The sequence below is a fragment of the Ancylobacter polymorphus genome (assembly GCF_030813495.1).
In the GTDB taxonomy this organism is placed as follows: domain Bacteria; phylum Pseudomonadota; class Alphaproteobacteria; order Rhizobiales; family Xanthobacteraceae; genus Ancylobacter; species Ancylobacter polymorphus.
Map to the genome: position 1 here is coordinate 415,632 of NZ_JAUSUI010000004.1, position 12,820 is coordinate 428,451.

The 12,820-nt window shown below is 68.6% G+C and carries 8 protein-coding genes; 3 read left to right on the top strand and 5 right to left on the bottom strand.

All coding sequences use genetic code 11. The features are described from left to right. Window positions 1-173: 173 nt before the first annotated feature. Window positions 174-5,828, bottom strand: a complete 5,655-nt coding sequence (locus J2S75_RS11645; protein ID WP_307020018.1) for an apolipoprotein A-IV repeat region-like domain-containing protein — start codon at window positions 5,826-5,828, stop codon at window positions 174-176. Window positions 5,829-6,213: 385 nt separating this feature from the next. Between J2S75_RS11645 and J2S75_RS11650 the strand changes: the two genes are divergently transcribed. After that, the gene (locus J2S75_RS11650) at window positions 6,214-6,534 is read left to right on the top strand and encodes a 2Fe-2S iron-sulfur cluster-binding protein (RefSeq protein WP_307020019.1); all 321 of its coding nucleotides are present in this window, start codon (window positions 6,214-6,216) and stop codon (window positions 6,532-6,534) included. On the opposite strand, the gene J2S75_RS11655 is transcribed toward J2S75_RS11650, so the two are convergent. The 3 genes from J2S75_RS11655 to J2S75_RS11665 are packed head-to-tail and all read right to left on the bottom strand — an operon-like array spanning window position 6,525 to window position 9,592. Then, window positions 6,525-7,586, bottom strand: coding sequence for a YcjF family protein (locus J2S75_RS11655; RefSeq protein ID WP_307020020.1), 1,062 nt, complete (start codon window positions 7,584-7,586; stop codon window positions 6,525-6,527). The two genes, J2S75_RS11650 and J2S75_RS11655, sit on opposite strands and share 10 nt — an antisense overlap. Window positions 7,587-7,607: 21 nt before the next feature. Then, window positions 7,608-9,071 (bottom strand): YcjX family GTP-binding protein, encoded by a 1,464-nt coding sequence (locus J2S75_RS11660; protein WP_307020021.1) that lies wholly within the window; start codon window positions 9,069-9,071, stop codon window positions 7,608-7,610. A gap of 2 nt (window positions 9,072-9,073) precedes the next feature. Beyond that, on the bottom strand, window positions 9,074-9,592 hold the full coding sequence (locus J2S75_RS11665; RefSeq protein WP_307020022.1) for a SixA phosphatase family protein: 519 nt from the start codon (window positions 9,590-9,592) through the stop codon (window positions 9,074-9,076). A 177-nt stretch (window positions 9,593-9,769) separates the two neighbouring features. Between J2S75_RS11665 and J2S75_RS11670 the strand changes: the two genes are divergently transcribed. Beyond that, window positions 9,770-10,636 (top strand): MipA/OmpV family protein, encoded by an 867-nt coding sequence (locus tag J2S75_RS11670; RefSeq protein WP_307020023.1) that lies wholly within the window; start codon window positions 9,770-9,772, stop codon window positions 10,634-10,636. Window positions 10,637-10,857: 221 nt separating this feature from the next. After that, the gene (dksA, locus tag J2S75_RS11675; protein ID WP_126280180.1) at window positions 10,858-11,274 is read left to right on the top strand and encodes an RNA polymerase-binding protein DksA; all 417 of its coding nucleotides are present in this window, start codon (window positions 10,858-10,860) and stop codon (window positions 11,272-11,274) included. A gap of 110 nt (window positions 11,275-11,384) precedes the next feature. Here dksA and J2S75_RS11680 read toward each other — a convergent pair whose 3' ends face one another. Further along, complete coding sequence (locus tag J2S75_RS11680) at window positions 11,385-12,806, bottom strand: flagellar biosynthetic protein FliO (RefSeq protein ID WP_307020025.1); 1,422 nt, start codon at window positions 12,804-12,806, stop codon at window positions 11,385-11,387. Window positions 12,807-12,820: the final 14 nt, after the last annotated feature.

The window sequence follows — 12,820 nt, forward strand, 5'->3', positions numbered from 1 at the left end:
TGGGCGGTGCCGTGGCGATGCCACAGCCAGCCGCTGCGGTTCTCCAATGGCTCGCTTCCCAACGATGGCCGTCGACGACGCTCGTTCACAGCCTGCCGCGCCTCGTCCAAAAGAAAACCCCCGCTCAAGGCGGGGGCTCTCATTCGGCGGGGTAGGGGGCAGGCCGTGCCGCGTCAGTCGAAGCGGCCGGCGGCGTGGGCGAGCAGGGTGTAGACCTTGCCCGTGTCCGAGGTGAGATAGGTTTTCGTCAGCTCCTGCCCGCGCTCGTCGCGCGAGACCTGCTCCAGCAGACGCTCGAATTCGCCAATGTAGCGGTCGACCGTGTCGCGGAATTCGAGGTCGCGCCGATATTTGCGGCGGATTTCCTCGAAGGTCTGCTGACCCTGCATTGTGTAGAGGCGGCGGGTGAAGACGTTGCGCTCACCCTTCTTGTAGCGCTCCCAAAGGTCGACCGCCGCTTCGTGGTCGATCATCCGGGCGATGTCCACCGACAGCGAGTCGAGCGACTCGATGGTGTGGTGCACCGGCCGCTCCGGCTGGCTCTGGCGCGGATCGAAATTGCGCGCAGGGTTGGCCGGGACGCTGCGGGGCATGGGGCCCACGGGCGCATTGCTCTCACCGTCCGAGGCCCGCGCCAGCAATTCCGACAGCCAGCCGCCCTTATCGGAACCGCTGCGTTCCGCGGCCGCCGGGGTGACATTGGCGCGGCGCTGGGGCGCGGGAGCCGCGTTGCCATTGCCGCGAGGGGCCTCGAAATAGGCGGGGGCTTCCGGCCGGGCGACCGGTTCAGGGCGCGGCGCTGCCGCCTGGGGGCGGGTGAGCGGCGCGCGCGCGGCGGGAGCCGGCGCTGCGGGCAACGGCTGCGGGCCGGGCAGCGGGGCGGCAACGCGCGTGCGGGGGGCCGCTTCCACGTCGAGCGTGCGACCGTGGCGCGAGACGATCTCGTTCAGCTCGGCCAGTGCCTTGATCTGCTCGGCGACGGTACGACGCATGGCCGAGGCATTGGCCTCGGTCTCTTCCGGCAGTTCCAGAATGCCGCGCTTCAGCTCCTCGCGGGTCGTCTCCAGCAGGCGCTGGATGTCCTGCACAGAGGTGCGCAGCGCCTGGGCGGTGCCCGAGAAGCCCTGATTGGCCTGACGCATCAGCGTCTCCACCTCGCGCACAGCCTGCTCATAGGTCTCGTGCAGCGCGGCCACGGTACGCTCGCGCTCGGCGTCGGTCGCTTCCCGCATCTCCTGCTGCTGGCGCACGATGGCCTCGGTCGAGCTGCCGGCGGCCGCCAGGATCGACTTGGAGATGGCGCCGACGCGCTCCTCGGCGCGGCCGAAGGTGCTCTCCAGCGTGGTGGTGTAGTGCGACAGCCGCTCGTCGAGCTCCGCCGTCCGCCCGTTGACCTGTTCCGCAAGCGCGAGCAGCGCTTCGTGACGGCCGCCGAGAGTGTCGTCCAGGTTCTCATGCGCATTGCCGAGCGCATTGGCGACGTTGGTGATGAGACTGGCCTGCTCGCTGAAGGAATGGCTGAGACGGGCCACGTCCTTGAGCACGTCAGTGGAGACGGAGCGCAGAGCGCGGATCTGCTCGTCCATGCGCGAGGAGGCGACGGCACTGGCCTCCTCGACATTGGCGACGGTGCTGCGGAAGGCTTCCAGACGTTCGCTGATCGTCTTCTCGGTGTCGGCGAGATTGCTGGCCGAGCTGGCGAGCACGTCCTGCAACTGCACGTTCACGTCGCCAAGGCGCTCCAGGAGGCTGGTGACATCGCCCTGCAGCGCCTCATTGGTGGCGGCGATCTCCGCCACCGCCGAACGGCCGCTGGCGGCGATCGCATCGATCAGGCCGCTGCCACGCCCTTCCAGCGCCGCCGCGAACTCTTCGGCCAGCCGGGCGAACTCCTCGGACGCCACGGTCGTGGCGCGGCGGGCGCTGTCGGTAAGCTGAGCGCCCTGGCCGTCGAACGCATCGACAAGGCGGGCGAATTCCTGGGAAGCCCCACCGGTGGCTTCGCGCACGCTTTCGACCAGCTGGCTGCCGCGCCCGTCGAACTCGTCGACGAGGCGGGAGAATTCGCTGGCGGCGAGGGCGGTCGCCTGGCGGGCGCTTTCCACCAGCTGGGCGCCGCGCCCGTCGAATTCGCTGAGGAGGACATCGCCGGCGGTGGCGATTTCCTGGGTGACCTGGCCGCCGATCTGCTGCAGCGAGGTGGAGACTTCGCCGGTGACCAGCTTGAGCTGGCTGTTGACGTCGCTGCCCACCGACTGAAGCGAAGCGGTGACTTCGCCGCCCGCCGCCTGCAGCGAGGCGGCGACATCGCCGGTGATCTGCTGCAGCGAGGACACGACATCGCCGCTGATCTGCATCAGCTGGTCGGCACGGCTGGTGGTCGCGCTGTCGAAGGCGGAGATAATGGCATCCGAACGGGCTTCCAGCGTGTTCAGCAACTCGTCGCTGGCGCGCATGATCTCGGTCACGGCGCCATTGCGCGTAGTGTCGAGCGCGGAAACCAGGTTCTGGCGATGATCGTCGATGGCCGTCAGAAGATCGGTGCTGGCGCGGGCGATCTCGCTGGTGATGGAGATGCTGCGGTCTTCCAGCGCCGTGAGCAGGCCGTTGCCGCGCTCTTCGACGATGCGGGCGATCTCATCGGTGCGCGAGTCGAACAGCGTCGTCACTTCGCCGGCGCGGTCGGACAGGGTCCGGCTGACATTGTCGACCAGCGAGGTGAGGCTGGTTTCGATCTCCGACGCTTCGCTGCGCAACTGACCGGCGACGGCGCCGATGCGCTGGCCGAGCAGGTCGGCCATCGCCGCGCCGCGCACCTCCACCGAGGTGGCGACATTGTCGAGACGGCTGATGACGGTCGCCTCGAAGCGGCCCACGCGCTCGTCGAGCGAGGTCGCGATATCCTGCGCGCGCGCTGCGAGGGTGCGGTCGGCCTGATCGATATGCTGCGACAGCTGGTCGGCGATGGTGCCGGCACGCTCGTCAAAGAAGCCGCTGAGCATGCCAAGCGACTCGCTCATCGCGTCATTGGCCTGACGCGCGCCTTCCGACAGCGTCTGGGCGAACTCGACGGTGCGGCTGCCAAGGGTCTCGTTGAGGCCTTCCACGCCCCGGTCGAGAACGCTTTCGATATTGGCGATGCGCTGGTCGAGCGCGGCGGCGACCTGTTCTGCCTTGTTCGAGACCTGATCGTCGAAGCCGGAGAGGTTGGTGTCGATCGCCCGGGTGACAGCGGCGACGCGGTCCGAAATGCGCTGGACCAGCTGGCCGCCATTGGTGTTGAGGACCGTGTCGAAGTCGCGCAGCCCGTCGACGATCTGACGGCCCAGCATCGCGGTGTCGACAGAGATGCGGTCGGCGATCTCGCCGCCGCGAACGCTGACGAGATCCTCGATGTTGCGGAACTGCTGTTCCAGATGGTCGCGCATGTTCTCGCTGCGCGTGGTGAGGTCGGAGGCGAGATAGTCGGCCGCCTCGCGGAACTGCTCGGTCACCCGCGCGCCGTTGTCGGCCAGCGTCTGCGCCGCTTCGGCGCCGACGTGGGCGAGCTGCTGGGTCAGGGCCTGGCCACGATAGTCGATATCCTGCGAGACCCGGCCCGCCGCTTCGGCGAGGGCATCGTGAATGCCGGTGCCGGCCTGCGACAGCTGGTGGACCACGCGCTGCCCCGTCTCGCCGAGCAGGCGCTCCAGTTCGGCGCCGCGCACGGCAACGGCGTCATAGATGCGGTTGCCGGTATCGGCGATGCGGTCGGCGAGGTCGTCGCCGCGCACGGTGATGGTGTCGGCCACCCGGTTGCCGGTCTCTTCCAGCTTGCGCACGACTTCGCCGCCGCGGACCGAGAGGTCGAGCACCAGCGCGTCGCCGGTGGTCTTGAGCGTCTGGTTCACCTGGCTGGCGCGGATCGCGATCTCGTCGGCGAGCCGCGTCCCGGTGCTCACCAGGGCATCGGTGATCTCGTCCGAGCGCGCGGTGAGCGTGCTGGTGAGGTTGATGGTCGTGGCCGACAGCTTGTCGCCCAGTTCCTCGGTCCGCAGATTGACGACATGCGACAGTTCGGAGGCGGTGCGCAGCAGGCGGTCGCCGATTTCATCGGTCCGGGCGGCGAGGGTGTCGGAGAGGTTCTCCGTGACGCCGGTCAGCTGGCGGCTGATCTCGTCGGTGCGGATCGACAGGGTGTCGGAGAGGTTTTCCGTGACGCCGGCCAGCTGGCGGCTGATCGCGTCGGTGCGGGTGGCCAGCGTGTCGGTGAGGTTCTCGGCGATGCCGGCAAGCCGCAGGCCGATCTCGTCGGAGCGAGCCGTCAGCGTCTTGGAGAGGTTATCGGTCGCGCCCGAGAGCTGGCGGCTGATCTCGTCGGTCCGCGCGCTCAGCGTTTCGGTCAGCTGGGTGGTGACGCCCGAGAGACGGTTGCCGATCTCGTCGCTCTTGGCGGCGAGGGAGGAGAGCAGGTGCTCGCTGGAATCGGACAGGTTGGTGTTGACCTCCGACCCTGTGGCCTGCAGCCGGTCGATCAGGTCGCCGCCCTTGTCGGACAGAGCCTCGATGATGGTGTCGCCGACGCGGCCGAGCGCGAGGGTGATGTGTTCGCCACGATCCGAAAGCGTCAGGGCCACCCGGTCGGCGGCCAGCGTGACGGTCTCGTTGATGCGGTCGCTGACATTGCCGACTTCCTCGGCAAAGGTGAATTGCGAGGCGGCGAGGGTCTCACGCACATGCTCGGTCTGGGTCAGGATCGCATCGCGCTCAAGCTGAAGGCGCTCGATCAGCTGATGCATCTTGCGGTTGTTGTCGTCATAGGCCTGGGCCAGTGCCGCCACTTCGCCGCGCACGAAGGCCTCCGCCTCGCTGGCGCGGGTGACCGCCTGTTCGAGCCCGGCATATTGGGCGAGCGTATCCGGCGAGACGCCTTCCGGCATCTGGATGGCCGGCAGGGCGGCGGCGGCCGCCGGCGCGATCACGGCCGGGGCGGGTGCAGCCGCCGGGGTCTTCGCCGGTTCGGCAAGGCGGATGGCGACCTGGGCCATGGAATAGGCCACGATCCGCATTTCCTGCATCCGCCGCACCATGGCGGCGAGCACGACGAAGAAGATCGGCGGGACGAGGGTCGCGGCAATGCCCGCGAGGAAGCCGGGCGCATTCACCAGGGCGGTGAGATTGCCGCCGACGGCCCCGAATTGCGCCTGCAGCAGCACGCCGCCGGCAACCAACCAGATCAGCGCGGCGAGGCTGGCAACGACATAGGGCGTGGAGGAGGGCCGGCGCTGCAGAGACGCCAGCAACTGCCCGATGCTCTCGCGATCGTCATTGGCGGCGGCACGGCGTCCCTTCGGCGGCGTGGCCGCCTCGACGGCGTCAGGCTCGCTGCGTACCTCACCGCGCGGAAGAACGGCTGCGGCGCCCGCCGCTGCCGCGCTTGCCGCCAAAGCGGGGGCAACCGGGCTCAACCCGGCATCGGCACCCGAGGAGGTGAAGTCGAATTTCGGCTCGCCCGCGCGAGCGAGGTCGGACGTGTCGGCGAGGTCATCTTCGGACAGCCGGAATTCGTCCTCGTCGAGCGACGCCGCGTCGAACTCGGCTGGTTCCGCCGTATCGCCGAACAGGTCGATCTCGTCGAGGAAGCGCGACGATCCGGCTTCGCCGGTGGCGCCGGCGCGGGTCTCGATACGCGGTCCCTCCGGCTCGCGGGCCGGGGGCAGCTCGAAGTCGTCCCCCGCCGATGCGGCGAAGCCGTCATCTGGCGTGTGGTCGAGACTGAGCGCCTCCTCGATGGCCGACAGGGCGGCCTCGGCGGGATCCTGCTCAATCTTCTTCGTGTTCGTCGACATCGGCGCCTGCCTCCGGTCCGTACTCTACTCCGACCGGCTCGCGCCGTCGGCCCGGGGTTTCGCGGAGTCATGGCATTCCCGTCCGTGGGAGAGTTCCGCACTTGACGAGAGGAACGCCAGTTCCCCGCAGCTTTATCCTACGCTCTTGACCATCAGAAATGGAACGGGGGTTAACGGGCTGATTTCAGTTATCGTTAACGCCCTGTTTACCACGCCGTGAAACCTGTGATTCACGGTCTTCCAAAAATCATCTCGGCACCTCTCGCTCCGCGAATCGCGCTGCGACCAAACTCCGGGGCCGAGGCACGAGCCGGCTGGTGTTCGGCGCGTCGCACCGTTATCTAGGGCGGACCTTCCTGAAGTCATTCCAAATCGCTGAAGCCCCATGCCCAAGATCACCTTTATCGACGCCGCCGGTACCGAGCGCTCCGTTGAGGCCGCCCTCGGCGCCACCGTAATGGAAGCGGCGATCCGCAACGGCGTTCCGGGAATCGACGCCGAATGCGGCGGCGCCTGTGCCTGTGCCACCTGTCACGTCTATGTGGACGAAGCATGGCAGGCCGCCACAGGCGAGCCGGGCCCCATGGAGGAGGACATGCTCGACTTCGCCTCCGACGTGCGACCGACCTCGCGTCTGTCCTGCCAGATCAAGGTGACCGAGGCGCTGGACGGTCTGGTCGTACGCACGCCGGAAAATCAGGGTTGAGGATTTCCCGGCGGGGGCTTTGGGCCCTCGCTCGCGGGCTCCTTCGTTGTGCTGCGGTTAATGAGGCCGGAAGCGACGTCGCTGAGCGCCGGCGCCGGCAGGGCGGCGAAGGGCAGGGGGCGTGTCACCTCAATAGCCGCTATGCCAAGCCGCGCGGTGAGCAGGCCGTTCACCACGCCCTCGCCCAGCCGGGCCGAGAGCTTGGCGGCGATCCCGTGGCCGACCACCTGCTGAACCAGCGAATCGCCCGCCGCCATCCCGCCGGTCACGGCGAGATGGGTGATCACCTGCCGAAAAAGCCGCACCATGCCGAGCGCGCCGGGGCGTCCGCCATAAAGCTGCGCCAGCCGTCGCACGAGGCCGATGGCGGTTACCAGTACGAAGATGAGGTCCACCGCCGCACGCGGCGAGACGGCGGTAACCACCGAGACGCGCTTGGCGGCGTTGGACACCAGCTGCGTCGCCTCGGCGTCGAGCGGGGCCATCAGCTGGCGCTCGGTGAGCCGGATCAGATCGGCGCCGTCGATGATGGCGTCGAGATGGCCTGACAGTTCGGTGCGGGCGCGAAACAGGCGCGGCGAGGTGGCGGCGATGGCCAGGAGTTCATTGGTCACCGATTCGGCGAGACGCCGGTCGTCCTTCGCCAGCGCTTCCGCCGCCTGTTCGCGCAGGTGATTGAGCGTGCGCAGGCGGATGAGCCCGAAGGCCTCGCGCGTCAGAATGGCGAGGCTGGCCAGCGCCAGAGCCAGCGCGAAAGCGAGGCCGACATAGCCGAGCCAGTCGGCACGGGCGAACAGGTCTTCGACCAGTTTCGTCACCGCCAGTCCGGCGCCGAGGCTGACCAGACCGCCGAGCCCCGTCCAGAACAGCTGGCCCCAGCGCGACGTCTTCGGCGGGGCCGGCGGCAGCGTGGCAATTTCCTCCTGCGCCTCGGCGGGGGCCGGCGTGACCACGACGGCGCCGCGCGGCACGGCGCGGCCGTCTTCGGCCAGCACGACGCCGGGATCGTCGAGACGGAAGGCTTGCGGGCGGCGAGGGGTGCTGTCGCTCATGAGGTCCGTGTCCAGCCGGCTTTATTTCAGTCGGTCGCCGAGGAGGAATTCCAGCGCGCGATCGAGACGAATATGGGGAAGCGGTAGCGCGAGAGTCTCCGCATTGCGTGTGACCAGCGGAGGACGGAAGCGCAGGAAGCGGAAATCGCCGCCTGCCGCGTCCGACAGACCGCTGAAGCCATGGGCGGGATCGAACAGGGCGGAAGGGTTTTCCGGCAGGTCACCGGGGAAAACGGCGGCTTCCGCCAGCCCGTCGAAATCGTCCGCGCCGTGCTGGCCCGCCTCCGGCACGCCGACAATGGCCGGCAGATGCGCCCGCCCGCGCTTCACCATCGCCTCGCGCGTCGCCCGCACGGCGGCGAGTGCCACCACGTCAATATCCGCCCCCGCGCTTTCCGCCCGCGCCAGCGCCCGCTCCACCAGCCGGCGCAGGATCGCCTCCAGCGGGTCGTGGCTGGTGTGGTGCAGATGGTCGGCCTTGGTGGCGGCGAACAGCACCTTTCCGATGCGATGGCGGAAAAGCGCCGAGAGCCACGAGTTCCGCCCGATGCGGAAGGCGGCCAGGATGCCGTCCAGCGCCGATTCGAGGTCGGCCAGCGCCGCCGGCCCGGCATTGAGCGCGGAGAGCACGTCGATGAGCACGATCTGCCGGTCGAGCCGGGCGAAATGATCGCGGAAGAACGGGCGGACGATGCGTTCCTTATAGGCTTCGAAGCGCCGCTCCATCATCGCCTGCAGCGAGCCGGAAGGGGCCTGGTTGCCTTCGGTAAGGTCGAGCGGGGCGAAGGTGAGGGCGGGCGAGCCTTCGAGGTCACCCGGCATGAGGAAACGCCCGGGCGGCAGCAGGCTCATCGACACGGTTTCGGCGCGGCACGCGGCGAGATAGTCGGTAAACAGCGCCGCGAGCTTCCGGGCCTCGGTCTCATCCGCCGGGGCGGACGGGTCCGTCGCCGCCAGCGCCGCCAGGAACGGGCCGGCGAGCGGACGGCGGGCGGGTGCATGGGCAAGGGCGAGGCTATGGCGGGCGAAATCGGCGAAGGACTGATCGAGCAGCGGCAGGTCGAGCAGCCATTCGCCGGGATAGTCGACGATGTCGAGGGTAAGCGTCCGGTGCCCGCCCCGCGCGGGGGCGTAGTCGATGGCAAGGCGCAACTCGCTGATGCGCCGTGTCGATTCCGGCCAGCGGCGGTCGTCCACCAGGGTTGCCAGATGCCCCTCATAGTCGAAGCGCGGCACTCCGTCGTCCGGCTGCGGTTCCAGCCTCGCGGAGGCGATGCGTCCCTCATGCATGGCCCGGAAGACCGGCAGCCGCCCGCCGCGCATCAGCGCATGGATCAGCGCGGTGGTGAACACCGTCTTGCCCGCCCGCGACAGGCCGGTGATGCCGAGCCGGAGCGTCGGGCTGGCGAGGTCCTCGGCGCGGTCGATGAGGGTTTGCGCGGTGAGGCGCGCCTCGTCGAGTAGCCAGTCAAGGCGGGAGGCCACGGCTAGTCCTTCTCCTTCGCCACCCCGAGCGCACGCGGCGTGACGAATCGTTCCAGCGTACCGATCCCGGGCTCGACATCGGCCCAGTTCGCTACCGGCACGTCGATGACCGCAAAGGCGCCGGTGGGAAATTTCGGTAGAACCTTCGCCCGCTGCTCGCGGCGCAGAAGCAAGGTGGTGAAATCCTCCATGCCGGGATTGTGCCCCACCAGCATCAAGGGCGACGCCTCGTTCTGCGCGGTGACGAGACGCATCAGATTGGCGGCGGGCGCCTCATAGATGCTGCGCTCATAGGCCGGTAGCGGGTGCGCCGGCCAGTCGCGGCTCACGATCTCCCAGGTTTCGATGGTGCGGCGCGCCGGTGAGACGAAGATGCGGGCGGGAAGCAGTTCTTCCTGCGCCATATAGGCGCCGATGGCGGCGGCGGCGCGCAGGCCGCGCGGGGCCAGCGGACGGTCGATGTCGGCGACCCCGTCCGGCCAGGCGGACTTGGCGTGACGCAGAAGGATGAGGCGCAGCATCGTAATCCATAAGCGGAGGAGGGGACGTAGCGGTCATATAGGTGCGAATTCCGGCGGTGCGAGTATCCGCACGCGTTGCCGCCTTAATGATTGACGGGCATTAAGTGACTTTTCGGCAACCACTTGCGTGCTAACCTGCTGTAAGGAAGAGGCTGTCGGTTTCATAGGATGGTTGCAATGCGGTCAGTCGGCTTCGCCAGTGTCGTGGTTGTTGCGGGAACGCTCGGCCTTACGGCGTCGATCGCCCATGCGGCCGACATGACCTATAAGGGCGACCCGGCCTACGCCCCGGCCGAATCGCGCGATCGCCAGTGGACGGTCACGCTCGGCGGCTATGTGATGGGCGTGCCGACCTGGATGGGCTCGGATGAGTATGAGTTCGGCTTCAAGCCGATCATCAGCATCAACCGCGCGGACCGCCTGAGCGAGTTCAAGAGCTTCAACGACAATCCGAGCATCGCGCTGTTCGATACCGGGGTGTTCGAGGCCGGTATCACCGGCACGATGACCTGGAAGCGGGACTCGTCCAGCTCCTACGCCCTGCGCGGCATGTCCAACATCGACTATGCCTACCAGATCGGCGGTTACGCCCAGTGGTTCCCGATGGACTGGCTGCGCCTGCGCGGCGATGTCCGCTATGGCTTTGGCGGCTTCGAGGGCGTGGTGGCGGACTTCGCCGTCGACGCCATTCATTTCAGCCCGGAACTCTGGGGCGTCACGCTGTCGGCCGGCCCGCGCATGACGCTGGCCAGCTCAGGCTATGTTGACACCTATTACGGAATCACCCCGGCCGAGGCGACGTTCGCCCAGGCGCTCGGCAATCCGCTGACGCCCTACAAGGCCGGTGGCGGGATCTATTCCGTGGGCTTCGGTGGGCAGGTGGTGAAGCGCTTCACCGAGAACATCACCGGCTCCATCTTCGCCGAGTACAAATATCTGATGGACGACGCGGCCGACAGCCCGCTCGTTGTGCAGAACGGCGATCGCAACCAGTTCCAGGCCGGCGTCTCGCTTGCCTATACGTTCTTCCTCGGTTTCGAGTAGTTGCGCGGGCCGGGCTACCGGCGCGCTTCCCCTTGCGGCGCGGGCACGGCTCCCGCTTGGGAGCCCTGGGCGGCTCCCTGCCTCGTTTGGGCGCTCAACCTGCTGAAAAATCCGGCATTTTGTGTCGAGCGCATGACGCTGTGAGGTGTTGTGTGGGGCGGAGCGTGGCGATATAAGCTGCCCCCGATAGGGGTGCCCCCGGAAAACGAGGACCAAGGCCGATGTCGGTTGAGATCGACCAAGAGTATCGCCCCCGCGAGGACGAGCCTTTCATGAATGAGCGGCAGCGGGAGTATTTCCGCCACAAGCTGCTGCAGTGGAAGGAAGACATCCTGCGCGAGGCGAAAGAGACGCTTCAGCACCTTCAGGACGAGAATCAGAACCACCCGGACATTGCCGACCGCGCGTCGTCGGAAACCGACCGCGCCATCGAACTGCGGGCTCGCGATCGCCAGCGTAAGCTGATCGCGAAGATCGAATCCGCGCTTGAACGTATCGATGATGGTTCCTACGGTTATTGCGAGGAGACCGGCGAGCCGATTTCGCTCAAGCGCCTGGAGGCCCGTCCGATCGCGACACTGTCGATCGAAGCGCAGGAGCGGCATGAGCGCCGGGAGCGCGTCTATCGCGACGACTAGAAATCGCCGGTCGTCCATCTGCCGTCATCATCACTGATCGGCGAGGGGATATGAAAAGGGCGGCCCGGGTCACGGGCCGCCCTTTTCCTTTGTCGCTATGGCGCCCGGCTTCAGGGGCGGCGGTTGCGGCCCAGGAGGCTCGCCATTTCCTCCTCGAACAGGTCCACGTCCTCCCCCGGAAGGGGTGCGGCGGCCTCGTCGGGCAGGCGGATTTCCGGGGCGAACATGTCGATCGCCCGGACCGACGCCGCGGGCACGGCGGGCGCATTCTCCGAATTGGTGTCCAGACGTACCTCCGGCGCCGCCGCATCGGCTGCCCCAACGGGCGGCTTGACGACTGGCGCGCCGGTCAGCGGTGCCCGCGCGGGCGGAACGGGCGCTGTTTCCGCCATGGGTCCCGCAACGGCCGGTGAGGAGGCGATGGGCGCCGAGGGCGCCGCATGGACAGGCATCGCCCCCTGAGAAGGCGGCGCCGCGTGGGGCGCCGGTGCGGCGGAACGCCCCGGCCGCTCGATCGCCTTTTCCAGCGCGCGTTCGAATGCCGGCGAACCAAGAGGCGAGGGGGCAACTTGCGGCCTGAAAGGCTCGGCGTCGGCCACGGGTGGACGCCGCAGCGTCTCTTCCAGATGCCCGGCCATGCCGGCAAACAACGGGTCGACCTTCACAGTGACTCGCGTGCCGGTGTCAGGCTCGGATGTGCCGAGAACAGGCTCGGCGCGGGGCGAGCCCGGACCGGCGCCGGGCGCGTGCGGCAGCGGGGCCAGCAGTGGCGACGTGCGGGGCGCCTCGGCCATCTCGGGCGCGCGCGGTTCCAGCGGGCGGCGGGCAAAGGGCGGACCGGCGACAGGCCCTTGCGACATTGACGGACCGGGCGGGAGGGGAGCCGGCTCCGCGCCGATATCGCGGGCCGGGCCGCGCGAGATCGTCGGCGGGCGGGGCTCCACCGGTCCGCGCGCTTCGGGGGGCAAGGGGGTGGCGCGCGGCGGACGCGCTGCGGTCGGGGAAGGCGGCGGTGCCTCGCGGGAGGGGCGCGGCTCGCGCAGCGGTTCCGTTCGCGGGGCGGGGCGGTGAAGATCGCCGGGCCGCGGAGGGTCGAAACGGTGAGGGTCGAGCGGCGGGTGGTCCGGGGCCCGCGCCGGCTCGGCGCGGAGCGGCTCGTGATGCGGGGCGGTGTCCGGCAGCCGTACCGGCTCGGGCGCGCGCGCCTGCTCGGCAGCCCGCGCGGCCAGGGGCGGGTGTTGCGGCGCCCGGGCGTGGACGGCGGCAATGCCGCTCTCCACCAGGAAATCGCTGCCCCCACCGAGCACGACCAGATGCTGAACATCGTCGCGCTGGATCAGCACGAGGCGGCGGGTTTGGTCGATCTGGATATGGTCGATGACGGCCAGCCGGTGACCGGCGACCATGCGCTGGCTCCGGTTGCGCCGTGTCAGGCGGCCCAGCCACACCACGAGGACCGCCAGCACGATCAACCCGGCAAGGGCGAGGATCGGTACGGTGTAGGGTCCAAGACCGGCCAGTACATCCATCATGCGCCACATCTCCT